At 71.3% G+C, this 19555-nt stretch carries 22 protein-coding genes, 1 tRNA gene and 3 pseudogenes; 10 read left to right on the top strand and 16 right to left on the bottom strand.

Annotation, left to right across the window (positions count from 1 at the left end):
• Positions 1–2: 2 nt before the first annotated feature.
• Genes QQK35_RS13515 through QQK35_RS13505 form a run of 3 tightly spaced genes read right to left on the bottom strand, consistent with a single transcriptional unit; the run spans position 3 to position 2752 of the window.
• A complete protein-coding gene (locus tag QQK35_RS13515; protein WP_284254627.1) occupies positions 3–722 on the bottom strand; it encodes an ABC transporter permease in 720 nt (239 codons plus the stop codon).
• A complete protein-coding gene (locus tag QQK35_RS13510) occupies positions 723–1700 on the bottom strand; it encodes an ABC transporter permease (protein WP_284254626.1) in 978 nt (325 codons plus the stop codon).
• Positions 1700–2752, bottom strand: a complete 1053-nt coding sequence (locus tag QQK35_RS13505; protein WP_284254625.1) for a Gfo/Idh/MocA family protein — start codon at positions 2750–2752, stop codon at positions 1700–1702. The genes QQK35_RS13510 and QQK35_RS13505 overlap by 1 nt, the downstream gene beginning before the upstream one ends.
• Positions 2753–2897: 145 nt before the next feature.
• Between QQK35_RS13505 and QQK35_RS13500 the strand changes: the two genes are divergently transcribed.
• Positions 2898–3176: an alcohol dehydrogenase catalytic domain-containing protein gene (locus QQK35_RS13500; RefSeq protein ID WP_284254624.1), complete on the top strand. Its 279-nt coding sequence runs from the start codon at positions 2898–2900 to the stop codon at positions 3174–3176.
• 193 nt (positions 3177–3369) lie between these two features.
• Positions 3370–3840: a zinc-binding dehydrogenase gene (locus tag QQK35_RS13495; RefSeq protein ID WP_284254623.1), complete on the top strand. Its 471-nt coding sequence runs from the start codon at positions 3370–3372 to the stop codon at positions 3838–3840.
• Between the two features lie 25 nt (positions 3841–3865).
• Here QQK35_RS13495 and QQK35_RS13490 read toward each other — a convergent pair whose 3' ends face one another.
• From QQK35_RS13490 to QQK35_RS19860, 4 genes and pseudogenes are all read right to left on the bottom strand, one after another.
• Complete coding sequence (locus tag QQK35_RS13490; RefSeq protein WP_284254622.1) at positions 3866–4390, bottom strand: GntR family transcriptional regulator; 525 nt, start codon at positions 4388–4390, stop codon at positions 3866–3868.
• Positions 4391–4467: 77 nt separating this feature from the next.
• Positions 4468–4593: pseudogene (locus QQK35_RS13485) on the bottom strand (GntR family transcriptional regulator); the annotation flags it as partial.
• Positions 4594–4646: 53 nt separating this feature from the next.
• Entirely contained in the window at positions 4647–5090 is a 444-nt protein-coding gene (locus QQK35_RS19865) for a Gfo/Idh/MocA family oxidoreductase (protein ID WP_348534942.1), read from the bottom strand.
• Positions 5027–5548 carry a Gfo/Idh/MocA family protein gene (locus QQK35_RS19860; protein WP_348534941.1) on the bottom strand — a complete coding sequence of 174 codons (522 nt, stop codon included), beginning with the start codon at positions 5546–5548 and terminating at the stop codon, positions 5027–5029. Before QQK35_RS19860 ends, QQK35_RS19865 begins: the two co-directional genes overlap by 64 nt.
• Positions 5549–5884: 336 nt before the next feature.
• Here QQK35_RS19860 and QQK35_RS13475 point away from each other — a divergent pair, with 336 nt between their 5' ends.
• The 5 genes from QQK35_RS13475 to QQK35_RS13455 are packed head-to-tail and all read left to right on the top strand — an operon-like array spanning position 5885 to position 8985.
• A complete protein-coding gene (locus tag QQK35_RS13475) occupies positions 5885–7171 on the top strand; it encodes an ABC transporter substrate-binding protein (RefSeq protein WP_284254621.1) in 1287 nt (428 codons plus the stop codon).
• Between the two features lie 56 nt (positions 7172–7227).
• Positions 7228–7725: a carbohydrate ABC transporter permease gene (locus tag QQK35_RS13470; RefSeq protein ID WP_284254620.1), complete on the top strand. Its 498-nt coding sequence runs from the start codon at positions 7228–7230 to the stop codon at positions 7723–7725.
• Positions 7692–8111, top strand: coding sequence for a carbohydrate ABC transporter permease (locus QQK35_RS13465; protein ID WP_284254619.1), 420 nt, complete (start codon positions 7692–7694; stop codon positions 8109–8111). The genes QQK35_RS13470 and QQK35_RS13465 overlap by 34 nt, the downstream gene beginning before the upstream one ends.
• Positions 8108–8365, top strand: a complete 258-nt coding sequence (locus tag QQK35_RS13460) for a hypothetical protein (protein ID WP_284254617.1) — start codon at positions 8108–8110, stop codon at positions 8363–8365. The genes QQK35_RS13465 and QQK35_RS13460 overlap by 4 nt, the downstream gene beginning before the upstream one ends.
• On the top strand, positions 8338–8985 hold the full coding sequence (locus QQK35_RS13455) for a carbohydrate ABC transporter permease (protein WP_284254616.1): 648 nt from the start codon (positions 8338–8340) through the stop codon (positions 8983–8985). The genes QQK35_RS13460 and QQK35_RS13455 overlap by 28 nt, the downstream gene beginning before the upstream one ends.
• 24 nt (positions 8986–9009) lie before the next feature.
• On the opposite strand, the gene QQK35_RS13450 is transcribed toward QQK35_RS13455, so the two are convergent.
• The 6 genes and pseudogenes from QQK35_RS13450 to galU form a co-directional block, all read right to left on the bottom strand.
• Positions 9010–9786 (bottom strand): GntR family transcriptional regulator, encoded by a 777-nt coding sequence (locus QQK35_RS13450; protein ID WP_284254615.1) that lies wholly within the window; start codon positions 9784–9786, stop codon positions 9010–9012.
• Between the two features lie 90 nt (positions 9787–9876).
• Positions 9877–10506: a LysE/ArgO family amino acid transporter gene (locus QQK35_RS13445; protein WP_284254614.1), complete on the bottom strand. Its 630-nt coding sequence runs from the start codon at positions 10504–10506 to the stop codon at positions 9877–9879.
• A gap of 1 nt (position 10507) precedes the next feature.
• Positions 10508–10583 (bottom strand) — tRNA-Ala (locus tag QQK35_RS13440).
• Positions 10584–10651: 68 nt separating this feature from the next.
• Positions 10652–11605, bottom strand: coding sequence for a hypothetical protein (locus QQK35_RS13435; protein ID WP_284254613.1), 954 nt, complete (start codon positions 11603–11605; stop codon positions 10652–10654).
• A 147-nt stretch (positions 11606–11752) separates the two neighbouring features.
• Positions 11753–12370, bottom strand: a complete 618-nt coding sequence (locus QQK35_RS13430; protein ID WP_284254612.1) for a GNAT family N-acetyltransferase — start codon at positions 12368–12370, stop codon at positions 11753–11755.
• A gap of 26 nt (positions 12371–12396) precedes the next feature.
• Positions 12397–13296 (bottom strand): annotated as a pseudogene (galU, locus tag QQK35_RS13425) (UTP--glucose-1-phosphate uridylyltransferase GalU).
• Positions 13297–13339: 43 nt separating this feature from the next.
• Here galU and QQK35_RS13420 point away from each other — a divergent pair.
• The 3 genes from QQK35_RS13420 to mscL are packed head-to-tail and all read left to right on the top strand — an operon-like array spanning position 13340 to position 14733.
• Positions 13340–13933, top strand: coding sequence for a 5-formyltetrahydrofolate cyclo-ligase (locus QQK35_RS13420; RefSeq protein ID WP_284254611.1), 594 nt, complete (start codon positions 13340–13342; stop codon positions 13931–13933).
• Between the two features lie 5 nt (positions 13934–13938).
• Positions 13939–14292, top strand: coding sequence for an FmdB family zinc ribbon protein (locus QQK35_RS13415; RefSeq protein ID WP_284254610.1), 354 nt, complete (start codon positions 13939–13941; stop codon positions 14290–14292).
• Positions 14293–14301: 9 nt separating this feature from the next.
• Positions 14302–14733, top strand: a complete 432-nt coding sequence (gene mscL / locus QQK35_RS13410; protein ID WP_284254609.1) for a large conductance mechanosensitive channel protein MscL — start codon at positions 14302–14304, stop codon at positions 14731–14733.
• Here the strand turns inward: mscL and QQK35_RS13405 are convergent.
• The 3 genes and pseudogenes from QQK35_RS13405 to QQK35_RS13395 form a co-directional block, all read right to left on the bottom strand.
• Complete coding sequence (locus QQK35_RS13405) at positions 14727–14912, bottom strand: hypothetical protein (protein ID WP_284254608.1); 186 nt, start codon at positions 14910–14912, stop codon at positions 14727–14729. The genes mscL and QQK35_RS13405 overlap by 7 nt on opposite strands.
• On the bottom strand, positions 14905–18654 hold the full coding sequence (locus QQK35_RS13400; protein ID WP_284254607.1) for an AAA family ATPase: 3750 nt from the start codon (positions 18652–18654) through the stop codon (positions 14905–14907). The genes QQK35_RS13405 and QQK35_RS13400 overlap by 8 nt, the downstream gene beginning before the upstream one ends.
• 98 nt (positions 18655–18752) lie before the next feature.
• Positions 18753–19451: pseudogene (locus QQK35_RS13395) on the bottom strand (SDR family oxidoreductase); the annotation flags it as partial.
• Between the last annotated feature and the right edge of the window lie 104 nt (positions 19452–19555).

Genomic DNA, 19555 nt, shown 5'->3' with positions numbered 1-19555 from the left:
GGTCAGGCCGAGGAAGGCGAGGAGGCCTGAGTGAGGATCGCCCCGATCACCGTGGAGAGGAACGTGGCCGCGACGATCGCCCACTGGTTCGGCAGGATCTCGCGGAAGATGATGCGGAAGGTGCTCTCGCCCGTGGCACGGGCGGCCTCGACGAAGTCACGCTTGCGCAGCGAGAGCGTCTGCGCCCGCAGCACCCGTGCGCCCCATGCCCACGCGGTGATCGAGATCACGATCGTGATGGCCAGCGACCCCGTCGAGGGCAGGGCACCGGCCAGGATCACGACCAGCGGCAGGCTCGGGATGACCAGGAAGATGTTGCTGATGACCGACAGGACCTCGTCCCAGAACCCGCCGAGGTAGCCGGAGGCGAGTCCGAAGAGCATCGACAGGAGGGTCGCGAAGACCGCGGCGACGAATCCGATCAGCAGCGAGATGCGCGAGCCGTCGACGACCTGCGTGAACACGTCCTGCCCGGTGTGCGTGGTGCCGAGCAGATGCTGCGGCGAGGGCGGCAGCAGCACCTCGTTGCTCACGGCGGAGGGGTCGGTGTGGATCACGAGCGGCCCGATGACGGCGACCAGCACGAAGAACAGGAGCAGCACGACGCCCGTGACGGTCTTGGCCGAGCGGAATCCGCGGATCCAGGCGAAGCGCCTCCCGCGCTCGCGCGTGATGGTCTCGTTCGGGTCGACCGAGGCCTCCGCCAAGGTGGTCGTCGACATTCAGGCCCCCTGCCGTGTGCGGGGGTCGAGGATCACGTAGAGCAGATCCGCGACCAGGTTCGCCGCGAGCACGGCGATCGTGATGATGAAGAAGATCCCCTGCATGAGCGGGTAGTCCTGCCCCTGCACGGCCTGGAACAGCGCGTAGCCGATGCCGGGGTAGTTGAAGACGACCTCGGTGATGATCGATCCGCCGACGATGAACCCGAGCGACAACGCGAAGCCGGCGAGCGAGGGCAGTAGGGCGTTGCGCCCGGCATACGTGGAGAGGATCCGGCGGGCCGACAGTCCCTTCGCGCGGGCCAGCAGCACGTAGTCCTCGGAGAGGGTCGTGATCATCATGTTGCGCATGCCGAGGAGCCAGTAGCCGATCGACGACACGATGATCGCGATCGAGGGCAGCAGCGCGTGCAGCACGACGCTGCCGATGAAGTCCGTGTTGAACCCCGGAGTCAGGCCCGGGGTGTAACCGCCGGAGAGCGGGAACCAGCGCAGCACGACCGCGAAGACGTAGACCACGATCAGGCCGAACCAGAAGTAGGGGATCGAGGTCAGGAACGTGGTGACGGGGATGAACCCGTCGACCCAGGTGCCGCGCTTCCAGCCCACGAACGCCCCGAGGCCGGTGCCGATGATGAAGCTCAGCACCGTGCAGACACCGATGAGGCCGAGCGTCCACGGCAGGCCCTGGCCGATGATGGTCGTCACGGGCGTCGGGTAGCTGGTGAACGAGACGCCGAAGTCGCCGTGCAGCAGCCGGGTCCAGTAGTCGACGTACTGATCCCAGATGTTGTCGCTGGTCTGGCCGAACAGCTTGCGCAGCGCGAACACCGCGTTCGGACCGAGCTGACCGTGGAAGCGGTCGAGCATGCGGGTGACGGGGTCGCCCGGGATCAGTCGCGGCAGCAGGAAGTTGAGCGTGATCGCGGCCCAGGCCGTGATCAGGTAGAAGGCCACGCGGCGCAGGAACCCCTTCATCAGAAGGTCCCCGTCGTCTCGCCGACCGGCGTCCAGTACCCCTGGGCGATGCCGCGCAGCAGGGCGTTGTCGTCGGTCTGCAGCGGCAGCCGCACCGAGCCGCGGCGCGCGCTGCTCTCGTAGGTCGCGAAGATGAGCTCGGCCGCCGCGACGCCGTGCCGGGCGTCGAGCGCGGGCTCACGGCCCTCGCGCAGCGCCTCGACGAGATCGGCGATCGCCTCGGTCGTGGCCTGGATGATCGTGGCGTCGGCGCCACCCAGATCGACGCGATTGCGTTCCTCGATCCGGCTCCGGAACTCACGGGACGCGCCGTCGAACGAGCGCACGACCGCGTGGCTGTCGGCGATCTCGATCCGGCCCTGCGTGCCGTGCAGCACGATCCCGGTGTCGGGGCCGACCGCCCGATGCTCGGGCCCGCGACCCGTGAAGACGACGGCGTTGCGGCCATCGGACCAGTGCAGGTGGGTGACCGATCCGGTCTCGGCGGTCGCACCGTAGATGCGGCGGATCGTGTCGACGTCGATCTGGCCGTACACGGTCTCGGGCGCGTCGTCGCCGCTCAGGAAGAGCAGCAGGTCGAGCACGTGCGAGCCCCAGTCGAACAGGTTCGCGCAGTACCCCTCGAGCATCGTCAGGCGTCCGATGCCGCCGGCGGCCACGAGGTCGCGCACGTCGCGGTACACCGTCTCGAACCGGCGCTGGTGGTTGATCGTGAGCTGCACGCCGCGCTCGCGGCACAGGTCGCGCATCCCGCGCACGTCGCCGAAGGTCAGCGCCACGGGCTTCTCGCAATGGATCGCCCGCACGCCGGCCGCGACCGCGTCCTCGACGATGGCCCGATGCAGGCCGGGCGGCGTGCAGATACTCAGGATGTCGATCCGTTCGGCGGCGAGCAGCTCACGGTGATCGGCGTAGACGGCCGGGACTCCCGCGTCGGCGGCGACGCTCTCCGCCAGCTCGCGGTCCGGGTCGGCGATCGCGACGACGGCGACGTCGGGGCGCTGCCGGTAGCCGTGCAGGTGCACGCGTCCCTGCGATCCCACGGCGATCACCGCTGCGGTCTGAGGCTGCATCGCGTCCGTTCCCATTGGTGCGATACCTCTGTATCCCACCTATTTACCAGTTGGCTTTTGCGAAAGTACACTGATACCAGTCGCGGCACAAGACGCAGACCATCCATTCCACCCAGAGGGAACCATGCGCATCAGTCAGGTGACCGGGCCGCGTCGCTCGGAGATCGTCGAGTCCCCGGATCCGGTGCCGACGGCGGACCAGGTGCTCGTCGACGTGCTGGCGTGCGGCGTGTGCACGTCGGATCGTGCGCCGTGGCGCTCCGGCCCGGGCGACGGCGATCCGATCCGGCTCGGCCACGAGATGGTGGGCCGCATCGTCGCCCTCGGATCCCCGGACAGCGTCTGGCGGGTCGGCGACGTCGTGACCGGCCTCGGGGTCCGGGCTTCGCCGAACGTGCGGTGATGAACCGGGACGCGATCCTGCGGGTGCCCGACGACGCCGATCCCGCGCTCTGGATCGGCGAGCCGCTGGCCTGCCTCGAGGAGGCGCTCGGCCGCTGCACGCCGCTTCCGGGTGCCCGGGTGGCGGTGGTCGGGCTCGGCTTCATGGGCCTCGGGCTCGTGCAGCTGCTGCGCCGGCACTCCCCGCGATCATCGTGGGCGTCGACCCGAGCGCGGCCGCGCGTGAGCACGGGCTGCGCAACGGCGCCGACGAGGTCTACGACCCGGCCGCGCTGCCGGAGGGCTACGGCGACGGCGCCGAGGGCGCGGCCGATCGCCGCATGGACCTCGTGCTCGAGGCCACCGGCGTCACCCCGGGGCTGGAGACGGCCGGCTCGCTCGTGCGCCCGTACGGCACCCTGTGCGTCGTCGGCTACCACCACGCCGGCACGGCCACGTTCGACATGCGGCTCTGGTACAAGGCCGTGACGGTGGTCAACGGGTTCTCGCCCGACCGGCGGCGGACGATGCGCGCCATGGCGCGCGCCCTCGACCTGCTGCGCGAGGGCGCCATCGACTCCGGACGCCTCATCACGCACCGCGTCGGCCTCGACGGCGTCGACGCCGCCTATGAGCTCATGGAGGCGCCGACCCCCGACTTCGTGAAGTCGGTCGTGCTGCCCTGACCGGCGCCGCCGCCGGCGGACGGCCTCAGCGCGCCCGGCCGCCCGGCGCCGACCGGGTGAAGACGGTGCGCAGCCGGTACCGGTCGCCCGCGTAGCGCACCGTGCTCACGAGCACGGGGCGCTCATCGGCGCTGCGCACCAGCTGGCGCAGCACCAGCACCGGGCTGCCGGGATCGACGCCGACATGGGCGGCGAGGTCGGCGTCGGCGCCCCGCGACTCGATCGTGGTCTCGGCGAAGGCCGGGTCGTGCCCCGCCGTCCCGAGGAGTTCGTACAGGCTCTCCCGGGCGAAGTCGACGCCGTCGATCGGCGGCAGCAGCGCGGTCGGCAGGCACGAGGCGTCGATCGCGATCGGCATGCCGCCCAGCATCCGCACCCGCTCGAGCCGCAGCACCGGACTCGCGGGCGCGATCCCGAGCTGTTCCGCCTCGTCGATGGTCGCGGGCCCGACCTCCGAGCGCAGCACGAGCGACGACGAGCTGAGCCCGAGCCGCGTCGCGGTCTCGCTGAACGACTCGAGGGTCGTCGGCCATTCGCCGCGGGCGGCCACCGCGTCTCCCCGCGGCCGACGTACCAGCCGCGGCCGTGGCTCGAGGTCAGCAGACCGTCGGCGACGAGCTTCTGCAGCGCCTTGCGCAGGGTCACGCGACTGATCTCGAGCCGCTGGCAGAGCTCGCGTTCGGCGGGCAGGCGGGCGCCATCCGGCAATCTGCCGTCGGCGATCTCGCGCGCGATCGTGTCGGCGGCCCGCACCCAGAGCGGCTGTGCGGTATCCGGCCGGAAGATGGGGTCGGAGCGGACGTTCGTCACGCGGGATACCGCACCGGCTCCCAGTGACCCGACCGCATGGCGCGGTAGCAGGCATCCAGGATGGTGTTGACGATGACGCCGTCGTGGAAGGTCTCCGACGGCTCGGTGCCCGCCTCGTAGTGATCGACGAAGTGGCGCATCTGCTGCGAGAAGCCGTAGGCACGGGTCTCCTCCGGGACCGGATGCACCCACCCCGTCTCGGAGTCCGCCTTCTCGACGAGGTAGCCGACCGGCTGCCCGATGAATCCCCAGACGGGCGAGACGGAGGTGTCGGTCACGAGCCGCCCCTCGCTTCCGACGAACTCGTGCCGCAGCTGCATGCCGCCCTTCTCGATCCACGACGACTCGATCGTCGCGAGCTGTCCTCCGGCGAACTTCAGGAGCGCGACCGCGGTGTCCTCGCCGGTCGTCTTGTCGCCGTGCGCGAGGGTGGCCCCCACGCGAAGACCTCGGTGACGTGGTTGTCCTTGCCGAAGAAGTGCCGGGCGCTCTCGACCGTGTGGCATCCCATGTCGAGAAGCGCCCCGCCGCCGGCGGTCTCGGCGTCCCAGAAGTGCGCGGCGTGCGGCCCCGAGTGCCCCTCGCGGGCGCGCATCGTGAGCACCTCGCCGATGCCGCCGGCGCGCACCATCTCGTGCGCCTTCGCGATGTTCGGCGAGAACACGGAGCTCTCCGCGTAGCCGTGCCAGACACCGGCGGCGGTGACGATGTCGAGCATCTCCTGCGCCTCGGCCGCCGTGCGGGCCAGCGGCTTGGTGCACACAACCGCCTTGCCGGCCGCGGCGATCTCGCGAACCGCCTCGACGTGCGCCTCGTTGGGCAGGGCCACGACGACCAGGTCGACGGATTCATCGGCGCACAGCTCGGCGATCGAGCCGGAGGCGGAGGGCTCGACCATCGCTCGGCGAACGCCGCGGCCCGCTCGGGATCGCGCGAGAAGTTCGCCACGAGGCGAGCCGTGCGCACATCCAGAAGGGCGTCCGCATAGGAGTCCGCGATGAAACCGGACCCGAGGATGCCGACACCGATCACGAGACCTCCCGAAGCTGAGTGAACCAGATGATACCTCTGGCGGAGCACATGTCTACCAGATCACGCGGCTTTCCCGAAAAGGCGGGGATGACCAAAATACCTCTTGCTACCTCTTGTATGCCTGTATAGGCTCCGGCAGCAACGGGCAGCCGCCCGTCGACCCCTCGAGCTCCCCGCTCGACCGAGATCGGAGGCCCACCCGATGCGTTCGAAGATCGCACCGCTCGCCCTCGCCGTCGTCATCGCCGTCACCGGCGCGATCCTCGCCGGATGCGCATCCGGCGACACCGGCGGGTCCGGCGACCGCGCCACCACCACCATCACCTTCGGCAACTGGCGCACCGAGGACGCCAAGCTGTGGGAGAAGGACGTCATCCCCGCGTTCGAGAAGGCCCACCCCGACATCGTCGTTGACTACCGGGCCACCGACACCAACGACTACAACGCGACCATCCAGTCGCAGGTCGAGAGCGGCACCGGTCCGGACGTGATCATGTGCCGCCCGTTCGACGTGAACCGCGCATGGATCGAGAAGGGCTACTTCGACGACCTGAAGACCCTGAAGGGCATCGACGGCTTCACCGACACCGCGCTCGCGGCGTGGACCGGCGCCGACGGCGATCCGTACTGCGTGCCGATCGCCTCCGTGCTCGCCGGCTTCTATTACAACAAGGCGATCTTCCAGGAGCTCGGCCTCACGGCCCCCAAGACCATGGACCAGTTCATGGACGTGCTGGGGAAGATCAAGTCCAACGGGAAGTACACCCCGCTCGCCCTCGGCTCGGCCGACGGCTGGCAGCTCTCGTACAACGTGCTCGACAGCATCGGACCGAACTACTGGAGGGGCGAGGAGGGCCGGCTCGGCCTCATCGACGGCAGCAAGAAGCTGACCGAGCCGGAGTTCGTCGATGCCTTCCAGGCGGTCGCGGCGCTCAAGCCCTACCTGCCCAGCGGCTACTCGTCGCTGAAGTACGAGGACATGATGCAGCTGTTCACCCTCGGCAAGGCGGCGATCCTGCCCGACGGCTCGTGGGACATCTCGGCCGCGACCCAGACCGGGCTCGACGTCGGGGTCTTCGCCCCGCCGGTCGTCTCGCGCGGCGACCAGCGCTATCTCCAGGAGATGCCGGACCAGGGCGTCGGCCTCAATGCGAAGAGCAAGCACAAGGCCGCCGCGAAGGTGTTCCTGCAGTGGCTGACGACGACCGACTTCCAGAGCGTCTACGTCAACAAGGTGCCGGGCTTCTTCTCGATGGGGCAGGCATCCGTCAGCTACGACAACAAGCTCGCGCAGGCGTTCGCCGATCTGAAGAAGGGCGCGAAGCTCACCCCGCGCCTGCAGCTGGATCGGCTGAGCGCCGGGACCCCGCCGCTCGACGACGACACCTGGGCGGTGCTCCAGACGGTGCTGAACGACGGCGTCAGCGCACGGTCGGCGACCTCGAAGCTCCAGACCGACCTGGACTCCTGGTACAAGCCGGCCAGCTGAGACCCTGGGCGGGCGGGTCGCCCAGCTCGCGACCCGCCCGCCCGTTCGGAGCATCGATGATCCGCACCGCCACCCGCTATCGCCTGCTGTTGCTGTTCGCGCTGCCGGCCTTCGTGGTCTACGTCCTGTTCTCCGTCTACCCGCTGCTGAGCTCCGTCGTGCTGAGCCTGTTCAGTTCGAAGCCCGGCGCCGCCGGATTCGTCGGGCTCGGCAACTACGTGCACCTGTTCACGGACCGCTACACGAGCGAGCGGTTCTGGAACGCGCTGCTGAACAACGTCGAGTTCTTCGCGATCCACCTGATCGTGGAGCTGCCGATCGGGCTGCTCATGGCGGCGCTGCTGACCTCCGCCGCCGTGCGGCGCTCACGGGGCGTCTACCGCACGCTCCTGTTCGTGCCCGCGACGCTCTCCGTCGTCATCGTCGGGTTCCTCTGGCGGCTGATCATCAACCCGCTGTGGGGGTTCGTGAAGTTCCCCTGCTGGGCGATCAGCACACCGCGCTGCCGACCATCTCGCTCATGTCCGTGTGGGAGTACGTCGGCATCCCGATGATCTTCCTGTACACCGCGCTCATCGCCGTGCCGCACGACATGGTCGAGGCGGCCCGCATCGACGGCGCGCGCTCCTGGAGCCTGTTCTGGCGGATCAAGTTCCCGCTCATCGCGCCGCAGTTCGCGCTCATCGTGATCCTCACCTACATCTGGACCTTCAACGGCTTCGACATCGTGTACGCGCTCAACGGATCGGCGCCCGGGCCGAACTACTCGACCGACATCCTCGGCACGCTCTTCTACCGCACCTTCTTCGGCTCGAGCGGCCAGGTCGCCGACCTCGATCTCGGCGCGACCATCGCGTCGGTGATCTTCCTCATCATCCTCATCACCACCGCCGCGTACGTCGTCGTGCTGCAGCGCCGCATCCGGACCTATCAGCTGTGAGCACCGCCGCCGCCCCTCGCGCGCAGCGCCCGCGCCGTCCCGCCCGCCCGCGCACGGAGGCCCTGTCGACGCTCGGCGTGCACGCGCTGCTGGTGGTGTTTGCGATCGTCGCGATCGCCCCCGTGCTCGTCGTCGTCGTGAACTCGTTCAAGTCGACGATGGGCATCTTCGGGGCGCCCTTCGCTCCCCGGTCGGCGCGACGTTCAGCCTGCAGGGCTGGAACGACGTGCTCAGCGAGGGCGACTTCCTGCTGAACTACCGCAACAGCGTCATCGTCACGGTCGCGACGATCGTGCTGACCGTCGTGCTCGGCACCCTCGCGGCGTGGGCCCTCGTGGAGTACCAGGTGCGGATCAGCGCGCTCCTCACCGGGTTCTTCTTCGTGGGCATCATGGTGCCGATCCGGCTCGGCACCGTGCCGCTGCTGAAGACGATGATCGCGTGGCACCTCGTCGACACCCTCGTCGCGCTCGTGCTGGTCTACACCGCGATGCAGCTGCCGCTCGCGATCGCCCTCATGACGACCTACTTCCGCTCGGTGCCGGTCGAGCTCAAGGAGGCGGCGCGGATGGACGGCGCCCGCGAGCTGCGCGTGCTCGGCATCGCGATCCCGATCGTGCGACCCGGAATCGCCGCGGTCGCCTCGGTCACCATGCTGCCGGTCTGGAACGACCTCTGGTTCCCCCTCATCCTCGCGCCCGCACCGCAGAATCAGACCGTCACCCTCGGCGTGCAGCAGTTCGTGGGACAGTTCCAGAGCAACTACCCGGCGCTGCTCGCGTCGCTCACCCTCGGCGCCGTGCCGCTCATCGTGCTGTTCGCGGTGTTCTCCCGGCAGTTCATCCAGGGCCTGAGCGCCGGATACGGCAAGTGAGGCTGCGGCCCGTGAGGCGCGGGATCAGCGGCGCGGCGCCGTGCGCGAGAACTGGGTGCGCAACCGGTAGCGGTCGCCGCTGTACCGGATGACGGACGAGAGCACCGGACGGTCGGCCGGATCGAACACGAGCTGGGTCATGACGAGCACGGGAGACCCGGGCTCGACCTCCAGGTGGCCCGCGAGCTCGTCGTCGGCGGCCTTCGCCTCGATCGTCGAGTCGGCGTGGGCGAGAACGAGGCCCGACTGCTCGAGGCGCTCGTAGATCGAGCCGTGCGCGAAGTCGACGTCGGCGGCGCCCGGCACCACCGCCTCCGGCACCCGCGTCGAGTCGACGGCGATCGGCACTCCGCCCAGCAGCCGGACGCGGTCGAGGACGAAGAGCGGCGTGCCGGGGGCGACGACCAGCAGTTCCGACTCGTCGAGGGTGGCCGACCGCACCTCGGCGCGCAGGACGATCGACGACGCGGGCAGCCCCATCCGGGCGGCCGTCTCGGTGAACGACTCGAGGTTGTTGGGCCAGTCGCGCGCCTGCGTCGCCCCGCTCGCGCCGGCGACGTACCAGCCGCGGCCGTGCGAGGGGCGCAGCGCCCCGTGCCCCACCAGCTCGTTGAGCGCCTTGCGCAGCGTCACCCGCGAGATGCCGAGCTGGAGGCACAGCTCCCGCTCCGGAGGCAGGCGCATGCCGGGCTTGAGCGCACCGCTCTCGATCTCGTGCGAGATGAGCTCCACCGCCTGCACCCACAACGGCTGCGGGTAGTCGGCGCGGATGAGTGTCGACGATGCGTCACCCTGACCCATGAGAACCCCTCGCGCTCGGCCGCCGGCCCTAGCGAGACCTTATCCGCGTCGGCGCCGGAACGGCACACACGCGCCGAAGTCGCGGCGGGCTCACGAGAAGACGGGCAGGAGGAGCGTGAGCGCCACCACGACCATGACCGCCGCGATGACGACGTCGAGCACCCGCCACGCGAGGGGCCTCGCGAACAGCGGGGCCAGAGCCCGCGCTCCGAGGCCGAGCAGCGTGAACCAGATCGCGCTCGCCACGGCGGCCCCGGCCCCGAACGCCCAGCGCAGCTCACCGTGGGTGCTCGCGACCGATCCGAGCAGCACGAGGGTGTCCAGATAGACGTGCGGGTTGAGCCAGGTGAGGGCCAGGCAGGTGAGCGCGACGCCGCGCGCGGTCGCGGCCGGGCGGGCCGACCGGTCCACGGACAGCACCGCCGGCCGGATCGCGCGGCGGGCCGCGAGCACGGCGTAGAACAGGAGGAACGCGGCCCCGGCCCAGCGAGCGACCTCGACGAGCCACGGCACGGCGGTGAACAGCGCGCCCGCCCCGGCGACGCCGAGCCCGATGAGCACCACGTCCGATGCGATGCAGATCGCGATGACGATGCCGATGTGCTCGCGGCGCACGCCCTGCCGCAGCACGAACGCGTTCTGCGCGCCGATGGCGATAATCAGCGATGCGCCGAGCCCCAGTCCGGCGAGCCCGGCCGCGACCGCGGCGGCGGTGTTCATCTGGTGGACCCTAGGGGATTCGAACCCCTGACCTTCTCATTGCGAACGAGACGCGCTACCAACTGCGCCAAGGGCCCGGATGCCGCCCGGCTGTCCGGACAACTCAGCAAGATTAGCAGGTCGCCCGGGGGCATCGCGCCCGCGGTCAGCCCGCCCAGCGGCGTCGGCGCAGCACCTCGTCGAGGTCGGTCGCGGCGGTGTCGGCGGGGTCGAGCAGGCCCATGCGGGCGAAGCGCGACGACGCGCCGGGCCGCGCGCCGCCGGCCGACACGGTGGACGTCGCCGCGGACGCCGGTGTCGCCCGCGGGCGGAACGGCACGACCTCCGGCTCGTCGTGGGCGGCGCGGCGGGCGCGCTCGGCCTCCGCGGCCGCGGCGCGCAGCAGGGCGGCGGCATCGATGCGCGGGGCCGTCGGCGACGCGACGGGGTGCTCGAGGTAGCGCGGGCGCGGGAGCGGCACCGGGGTCCATGCCCGGGGAGCGTCCGCGGCGGCGGCGGGCGCTTCGGCGGGAACCGACGCCGCCGGCGACGCCGGACGACCCGTCGCGCGCGGCGCGGTGAGGGCATCCAGGCGCCGTTGCACCCCGACCGCCGCGCACGCGCCCGCCGCCGCGGCGACGAGCACGACCCACGATCCGGTCACGGCGCCCGTCGTCGCGATCAGCACGACCTGCGCGGCGCCTACGACGGTCGCCGCGACCATGAGCATGGAGGCCAGCACCCGTGTGCGTCGCATGCGCCGGCGACGCAACTCGGGGCCGGATGCCACGCGCGCGGTCCGCAGGTCGGAGCGGTCGAGAGCGCGCTCGGCGACCTCGTCGCGGCGCAGCTGCTCGGCGAGCCGTCGGCGCTCGGCGCGCTCCTGCGCCTGGAGCACGCGCTCCTGCTTGGCCGCCTCCCGCACGGTCGCCTCGACCCGCACCGGCTCGGGGACCTCGGCGGTCTCGGCCATCACCCGCAGGGTCTGCTGCAGCCGGGTCGCGGTGCGCTCGGTCGCGAGGTACTCGCGGCGCCGCAGCCAGGTCGGCACCAGGTAGAGGAACCACAGGCCGGCGGCGAGGGCGAGCATGATCGCCGTGCCGATTCCCGTGGCTTCCATATCGCGAGGGTAAGAACTTCAACCTCGGATCGAAGGTAGGCGCGCGCGCTGGAGCTGAAAGCGAAGGCCATTTCCGGCCTTCGCCGCGACGCCAGCGCCGAGGCCCGTCCCGGGCCTCGGAATCGCACCCGAGCTACCCCTACGCCCCTACCCCAACCGCAGCGGAACCGTCGCCGCGCGCCGATCGGCATCCGGCACCGAGCCCACCCCCGCGGGCACCCGTCCGTCCTTCCACCGCCGCAGCACGCCCACCGGCAGCTCCTCGACCGTGAGGGCGAAGCAGAAGTGGTCGCGCCAGTCGCCGTTGATGTGGATGAAGCGCCGCCGCAATCCCTCGTAGCGGAACCCGAGCTTCTCGACGACGCGCAGCGAGGGACCGTTCTCCGGGCGGATGCAGATCTCCATGCGGTGCAGGCCCATGCCGAACATGCAGTGGTCGGTCGCGAGGGCGACGGCGGTCGGCATGATGTTCTTGCCCGCGAAGCGCTCCGCGATCCAGTAGCCGGTGGATGCCGACGACAGCGACCCGTACGAGATCCCCGAGACGTTGAGCTGGCCCGCGAACTCGCCCTCGTACTCGATGATGAAGGGCACCCCCGTGCCGGCGCGCGCGCTCGCGAGCAGCGAGCGGATGCTGGCACGGGTGTCGAAGCTGATGGGCCCGTGCGGGTTGGTCGCCTCCCACGTGCGCAGCCAGGAGCGGTTGGCGGCCAGCTCGCGGTCGAGGGCGCGGGCATCCCGCATCGCGACGGGTCGGATGGTCACCGGCCCGTCCTGCAAGGTCGGTGCGGTCACGACCGGTCGTCGAGCTCCGCCGCGAACTCGACGAGCCACGGCCGGAACTCGGGGCCGAGGTCGACGCGGTCGACGGCGAGCTGCACGATCGCCTTGAGGTAGTCGAGCCGGTCGCCCGTGTCGTAGCGGCGTCCGCGGAAGATGACGCCGTGCACCCCGCCGGCCCACTCCGGCCCGGTGGCGAGCGCCTGCAGCGCATCGGTGAGCTGGATCTCGCCGCCCTTGCCGGGGGCGTCGACTCGAGGATCTCGAAGATCTCCGGCCGCAGCACGTAGCGCCCGATCACGGCGAGGTTCGAGGGCGTCGCCCGGCGCGGGCTTCTCGACCATGCCGGTGACGCGCACGACGTCGTCATCGCCGGTGGGTTCGACCGTCGCGATGCCGTAGAGGTGGGTCTGCGACGGATCCACCTCGAGCAGGGCGACCACCGTCGTGTTGCGCTTCTGCTGCACCTTGAGCATGCGCTTCAGCAGCACATCGCGCTCGTCGATGATGTCGTCGCCGAGCAGCACGGCGAACGGCTCCCGCCCGACGTGCATCTTGGACCGGAGCACCGCGTGACCGAGCCCCATCGGATCGCCCTGGCGCACGTAGTGCACGTCGGCGAGGTCGGTCGAGAACTTGACCTTCTCGAGCTTCTCGGCATCGCCCTTGCTGAGCAGCGCCTGCTCGAGCTCGCCGACCTTGTCGAAGTGGTTCTCGAGCGCCGTCTTGTTGCGGCCGGTGATCATCAGCACATCCGAGAGCCCGGCCGCGACCGCTTCCTCGACGACGTACTGGATGGCCGGCTTGTCGACCACCGGCAGCATCTCCTTCGGCATCGCCTTCGTCGCCGGGAGGAATCGCGTGCCGAGTCCCGCCACGGGGATCACGGCCTTGGTGATCGGGGTCGCCATCCCAGCAGAGTATCCGTTCCACCCCGGCCCCTAGACTGCGGGTGTGACCGATGAGGTCGATTCGCAGAAGCGTGCGCTGCGCGCGGAGGTCCGCGAACGTCGCAGGACCCGCACCTCGACCCGTCGCGATCACGACGCCGAGGCGATCACGCAGCGGCTCGAGGAGCTCACCGAGCGGCTGGGTGCCACCACCGTGGCCGCGTACCTCTCGCTGCCCGACGAGCCGCCCACGCGCGAGTTCGTGCACTGGGCGCACGAGCGCGGCATCCGGGTGCTGCTGCCGGTCTCGCGCGAGGACGGCCTGCTCGACTGGGCGCCCTACGACGGCGACGACGAGGTGGAGGACGTGGTCGGGATGCCGACCCCCATGACCGAGCTGCTCGGCCCGATCGCGATCAACGACGCCGACCTCATCGTGGTGCCCGCGGCGAGCGTCGACCGCGGCGGCATGCGGATCGGGTGGGGGCGCGGGTACTTCGACAAGACGCTCGGCTCCATGGACCGCTGCCCGCCCGTCTATGCTGTGATCTTCGACGACGAGCTGGTCGACTCCGTTCCACGGGAGCGCCACGACATGCCGGTGAACGGCGTCGTGACCCCCGGCGGCGTCATCGACCTCGACACCTCTCGCCCCTGAGGGACATGCCCACCTACTCCTACCGCTGCACCGAGTGCGGCACCGCCTTCGACATCCAGCAGGCCTTCACCGACGATGCGCTCACCGAGTGCCCGAACTGCGGCGGCCGGCTGCGCAAGCAGTACGGCAGCGTCGGCGTGACGTTCAACGGCTCCGGGTTCTATCGCACCGACAGCCGCGCGAAGCCCGTTGACGGGTCGAAGAAGGACGGCGCGAAGAAGAGCGAGGGCACCGCCGCGGCCACGTCCGGGAGCGCGTCGGGCGGCAGTGGCGGCAGTTCCTCCGGTTCCTCCGGCACCAGCAGTTCCAGCAGCAGCACCTCCACGGCATCGGGATCAGGATCCGGTTCGTCCAGTTAGGAAGTGATCATGCTCAAGGGATTCCGTGAGTTTGTCCTCCGCGGCAATGTCATCGATCTCGCGGTCGCGGTCGTCATCGGCGCCGCGTTCACTGCGATCGTCACCGGTCTCGTCACCGGTATCTTCAACCCGCTCATCTCGCTCATCTTCGACTCGAGCGATGTGGCCAAGGCGGGCATCGTGCTGCGCGCCGCGTCGCCCGGGCACGAGGCCGTCGTGCTCGCCTGGGGCGCCGTCATCTCGGCGATCATCCAGTTCGTCCTGATCGCGGCGGCCGTCTACTTCGGCCTGATCGTGCCGATGAACTATCTCAAGAAGGTCCAGCTGCGCAAGAAGCCCGCGGAGGAGGCGCCGGCCACCCCGGCGCTCACCGAGACCGAGCTGCTGGTGCAGATCCGCGACCTCCTGAAGGAACGCGACCCGGGCACACCCGCTCAGTAGTGCGGGGGCTTGTCCTGCCGCATGCGCTCGTCGTTCTCGCCCTCGTCGTGACGCTCCGGTTCGCGCGCGGGCGCGGGATCCGACCCGGGAGGCGGGGGCGTCGTCGCCCGCCGCGAGCGGCGACGCGGCAGGCGTGCGGAGTGCGGCGGGTCCGGTTCCGCCGCGCGGTCCTCAGCCACGGGTCGTGACGACCGGGATCTCCTGCGTCAGGAGGCCGCCCGCGAGCCCGGCGGCCGTCGCGATCCGGTCGGCCACGGCATCCGGGTCGGCGAACAGCTCGAACGCGTGCACGCGCGCATAGTGCCATCCGAGCCGGCGCAGCACCTCGGGACGCAACCGGATCGACTCGCGCAGCGACCGGCCGAACAGGGCCTGATCGGTCTCGACGACGAAGCACATGCCGCCGTTCGCGGCGACGAGGCCGAGCTTGCCGCGGTGGCCGAGCGCGGTGCGCAGGCCCCGCGCCTCGAGACGGCGGGCCAGGTCGACGAGCATCGGGTCGGAGTCATCGGGCAGCGGCGGCTCCGCGCGGCGCGCCGCGACCTCGTCGAGGATCTCCGCGAGCGCGACCGCGCCGTGCCGGATGCGGCCGTCCTCGACATCGGCGGGCCGGAAGCAGGTGACGATCACCATCGAGCGCCGGGCCCGGGTCATCGCGACGGCGAGCAGGCGCTCCCCGCCCGGGCGACCCAGCGCGCCGAAGTCGCTGAGGACGCGGCCGTGCGGGGTGCGGCCGTAGCCGAGCGAGAAGATCACCCGGTCGCGGCTCTCGGCGGCGGCGCGATCGATCGGCAGCACCGTGAACGGCTCGGCACCGTCGCGCAGCACGAAGTCGGTCAGCTCCGGCCTGCCCGCCATCGACGCGAGCACCGCCTGCAGCACCCGAACGGCGTGCTTCTCGCTGGCCGTCACCACCATGAGCGTCTCGTGCGGGCGCGCGGCCGCATGCTCCTCGACGAGGGTGAGCACGCGATCCACCTCGGCGTCGACGCTCTCCACTCCGCCGGAGGGGTCGGGCATGCCGGTGCCGTTCTCGACGTAGTCGAGCACGAGGCTGCCGTGGCCGAGGAAGGACCCGGCCCAGGGCAGCGAGTCGATGCGGCCGCCGTAGAAGCGGCGGTTGACGAGCTCGGCGAGGTCCTCCCCGCCCGCCCGGTAGCTGCGGGTGAGCGAGAGGGTGGGCAGGATGCCGGCCAGCTGCGCCAGCGCCGAGCGGCCGTGCAGCTCATCCAGCGTTCGCGCATCGAGCTCGACCGGCAGTTCCTGGGCGGTTCCGAGCCGCAGCGCGAACGCGGACGGCGTCTGCGTCACCGGATCGCCGAACGCGACCACCTGGCGGGCCCGCCGGATGGCGCCCACGTTCTCGGAGATCGTGGTCGCCCCCGCATCGAGGATCACGACTGTGTCGAACGTCATCGTGTCGGAGATGCGGTCCAGCTCGTACGGCGAGGCGAGCCAGACGGGGGCGACGGTGCGCGCGAGGTGCGGCGCGAGGTGCTGCAGCGTGGCCGCGCTCGCCCGATCGGTCTTGAGCAGCTCCCGCAGCGCGGTCGCCTCGTCGGGCCAGTCGACGAGGCCGATCTTCCAGTTCTCGGCGAGCTGCCACGCGAGCTGCTGGGCGCTGCCGGCGGCATGCGCCTCGTCGACCAGACGGAAGTCGGCCTCCAGCCGCTCGAGCACATCGGCCTTGGCCCCGAGCAGAGCCCGGTCGGCCGCGAGCAGGGCGTCGAGCGCGGAACGCCACCAGGCGAGCTCGAGCTCGGCCGCGACCTGGTGCTCGGGCACGTGGCGCGCGGCGAGATCGGTGAGCAGCGGGTCGAGGTCGCGGAGCTTGTCGAGCAGCGCGCTGCGCTCCTGCAGGTTCTGCAGCACGTCGCTCGGCTCCGCCAGCGAGGCCAGCAGGGCGCCGAGGCGCGGCAGCGGCAGATTCTCGAGCTGCTGGTCGCGGGCGGTGTGCCGTAGCGGCGCGTCGAGGGTCGCGAGATCGGCCGCGACCTGCTGCCAGGCGACCGCGACATCCGAGATCCCGGTCGGCACCTCGGGCACGACGCCGGCGGCGACGAAGCGCTGCCACAGGATGCGCTGCTGCTGCACGCGCGTGAGCGCCTCGTGCAGGTCGCCCACGTGCATGCCCGGCCGCACGTACTCGCGGGCGAGCTTGCGCAGCCGCCGGCGGTCGCCCGACGACATCTCCGGGTGCTCGCGCTTCGCGCCGGTGGCGACGATGAGCTCGCTCACCGAGCGGTCGAACACGGAGGGCAGGAAGCGATCCAGGGTGTCGCGGATGTCGGTGAGCAGGCGCAGGTAGACGCCCAGCTCCGCGACCGTCTCGAAGGGCCGCATCCGGGTCGACCCGATCAGTTCCTGGGCGCGGGCGAGCAGGCGCGGCAGCTCCGTGCCCGAGAGCCGCTGAGCGAGGGCGTGGGCCTGATGGGCGGCCTCGCCGCTCGCGAACTGCGCGCCGTACCAGGGCGAGTCGCCCGGCCCGTAGCGGAACTGGCCGAGCTGGGCCGCCTCGATCATCGTGCGCGCGATATCTCCGCGGTCGCCGGCGATGCGCTCGACGGTCGCCCGGTCCAGCCGCGCGCTCGTCGAGGGCGGGGTCGGCAGCAGCGCGAGCCGTGAGAGCTCGGTGACGCAGTCGAACACCGAGATCCCGAGCACGTCGTCGGCGCGGGAGAGCGCGGCGCGGTAGTCCAGCAGCACACCGCGCAGGCGCACGAGCGCGTCGTCGACGTCGCCGAGCTGCGGGAGGGCGGCACGCTCGTGGCGCGAGATGGCGCGCACGAGGTCCTTGCGCAGGCCGGCGGGCGTCACGGCGAGGGAGCCGAGCCCGATGTCGGCGAAGCGCTGCGCGATGCCGCGCAGGCTCGCCCGGCGCGGTCCGACGACGAGCACGCGCTTGTTCTGGCTCACGAGGGCGCCGAGCGCGTTGACGACGGTCTGCGTGGCGCCGGTGCCGGGCATGGTCTTGACGACGAGCGAGTTGCCGGCCGCGATCTGGGCGACGACGTTCTCCTGCTCGGCGTCGGCGTCGAGCAGCAGCCGGTCGGTCGAGGGGTCGCGGTGGTCGGGATCGACCGGCTCGACCGCCGAGTACGCCTGCTGAGTGGCCCAGCCGGCCGAGCCGCTGCCCGCGAGCGCGTCGAGCAGCGGGTGATCCAGCGGCGCGGCGTCGGCGACGAGGCGCGGCGCGACCTCGGCGAACGGCGCCACGACGAGGCGCGGCGCCACCGCGAAGCCGGCCAGGTGCCCGGTGAGCGCGCGGAGCTGGTCGATGACGGCGTTCGGCTTGAACGCGCCGTCGGCGTCGGTGAGCGCGACGAAGGCGGCCGGGTCGAGGGTGATGCCGAACTGCTTCTGCAGGGCGGCCGCGAGAGCCGGGTTGAGGGCCGCCGGCCCGCGGAGCCGGATCTCGAAGTCGCGGCCGAGGCGCCGGATGGCGAGCGGGCGCAGCAGGACGGGAGCCGTGAAGTCCTCGCCCTCGTGCTCCCACTCGGCGATCCCGATGCCGAGCTGCACGGCATCGATGCCGCGGGTGCTGGCGAGCTCCAGATTCTTGGCGGCGATCCGGTCGGCCGCGATGCGGGCGGCGCGCAGGGCGATCTCGTCGCGGATCAGCTGCGACAGCAGCGTCGCCTGACCCGTGATGAATCGGGCGAGGCCGCCGGGGTGCGTCGTCGAGAGCTCGATGCGCGCGGCGGGGTCGTCGACCAGGTGCAGCAGCGGCGAGGTGCCGCCGACCCGCTCGAGCTCGGCGCGCCAGGCCGCGCGCGAGGACTCCAGCTCCGCCGTGCCGCGCAGGCGCGTCGGGCTCGGTCTGCCGCGGACCTCGACGCGCATCCCGTCGATCTCGTCGATGCGGTCGACGCCATCGAGAGTGCCTGTCGCGTCCGGGTCGGGCGCGTCGACATCGGTCATGTCGATCTCATCCCGTCGATTGGCCGGCCACACACCGCCACGATAGGGCGGTCGCCCCGTATTTCCGGGGAGCGGGCCGGGGTTTCGCGCGATGCCGCTCAGTACGCGACGACCCCGGGATCCCCGCCGCCGGCGGCGATCGCGTCTCCCGTGATGGCGATGCTGCGCGGCGAGGCGAGGAACGCGATGACATCGGCCACCTCGCTCGCGTCGACGAGGCGGTGGATGCTGTTGTGCGCCATGCGCGCACCCATCTCGTCGTCGCTCAGGCCCTCGGCCCGTGCCCGCTCCGCCACGAGGTCGGCGACGGCGTCGGTGCGGGTCATCCCGGGGTGCACGACGGTCACGTTGATGCCGTGCTGCCCCAGATCGTCGGCGAGGTTCTTGGTGATGGCCGAGACGGCGACGTTGCGCACGGTCTGCACGGCCGAACCGGCGTGCCGCGCGCCGAGTCCGCTGACGTTGATGATGCGGCCCCAGCCGGCGTCGATCATGTGCGGGGCGGCCGCCCGGGCCATCCGGAGGTAGCCGAGGGCCTTGACCTCGAAGTGCTCGCGCATCTGCTCGTCGGTCACCTCGATGGTGGAGGTGCGCTGGCCCGGCTTCCAGGGCGCGGCGGCGGTGTTGACCAGGATGTCGACCCCGCCGAGCTGCGCCACCACCTCGGCGACGGCGGCCCGCACCGAGGCGTCGTCGTGGGTGTCGGCGCGCACGCCGATGACGCGGCCGCCGGTCTCGGCTGCGAGCGCGGCCGCGACCTCGGTGACGCCCTCCCCGCGCGCGGAGAGCGCGACCGCGACCCCTCGGCGACGAGGGCGCGCGCCACCGCGAGCCCGATGCCCTTGCCGCCGCCCGAGATGAGCGCGCGCTTGCCGGTGAGCTGGAGATCCATGTCCTCGAC

It is taken from the genome of Pseudolysinimonas kribbensis (assembly GCF_030161895.1).
GTDB classification, from domain to species: Bacteria; Actinomycetota; Actinomycetes; order Actinomycetales; family Microbacteriaceae; genus Pseudolysinimonas; species Pseudolysinimonas kribbensis.
This window is presented reverse-complemented; position numbering and strand designations above follow the sequence as displayed.

Excerpts from the sequence above, each read along its gene's own strand:
- QQK35_RS13400 (WP_284254607.1), bottom strand. The coding sequence starts at position 18,654 with ATGACCGATGTCGACGCGCCCGACCCGGACGCGACAGGCACTCTCGAT.
- QQK35_RS13515 (WP_284254627.1), bottom strand. The coding sequence starts at position 722 with ATGTCGACGACCACCTTGGCGGAGGCCTCGGTCGACCCGAACGAGACC.
- mscL (WP_284254609.1), top strand. The coding sequence starts at position 14,302 with ATGCTCAAGGGATTCCGTGAGTTTGTCCTCCGCGGCAATGTCATCGAT.
- QQK35_RS13470 (WP_284254620.1), top strand. The coding sequence starts at position 7,228 with ATGATCCGCACCGCCACCCGCTATCGCCTGCTGTTGCTGTTCGCGCTG.
- QQK35_RS13500 (WP_284254624.1), top strand. The coding sequence starts at position 2,898 with ATGCGCATCAGTCAGGTGACCGGGCCGCGTCGCTCGGAGATCGTCGAG.
- QQK35_RS13475 (WP_284254621.1), top strand. The coding sequence starts at position 5,885 with ATGCGTTCGAAGATCGCACCGCTCGCCCTCGCCGTCGTCATCGCCGTC.
- QQK35_RS19860 (WP_348534941.1), bottom strand. The coding sequence starts at position 5,548 with ATGGTCGAGCCCTCCGCCTCCGGCTCGATCGCCGAGCTGTGCGCCGAT.
- QQK35_RS13450 (WP_284254615.1), bottom strand. The coding sequence starts at position 9,786 with ATGGGTCAGGGTGACGCATCGTCGACACTCATCCGCGCCGACTACCCG.
- QQK35_RS13465 (WP_284254619.1), top strand. The coding sequence starts at position 7,692 with ATGTCCGTGTGGGAGTACGTCGGCATCCCGATGATCTTCCTGTACACC.
- QQK35_RS13435 (WP_284254613.1), bottom strand. The coding sequence starts at position 11,605 with ATGGAAGCCACGGGAATCGGCACGGCGATCATGCTCGCCCTCGCCGCC.
- QQK35_RS13415 (WP_284254610.1), top strand. The coding sequence starts at position 13,939 with ATGCCCACCTACTCCTACCGCTGCACCGAGTGCGGCACCGCCTTCGAC.
- QQK35_RS13510 (WP_284254626.1), bottom strand. The coding sequence starts at position 1,700 with ATGAAGGGGTTCCTGCGCCGCGTGGCCTTCTACCTGATCACGGCCTGG.
- QQK35_RS13445 (WP_284254614.1), bottom strand. The coding sequence starts at position 10,506 with ATGAACACCGCCGCCGCGGTCGCGGCCGGGCTCGCCGGACTGGGGCTC.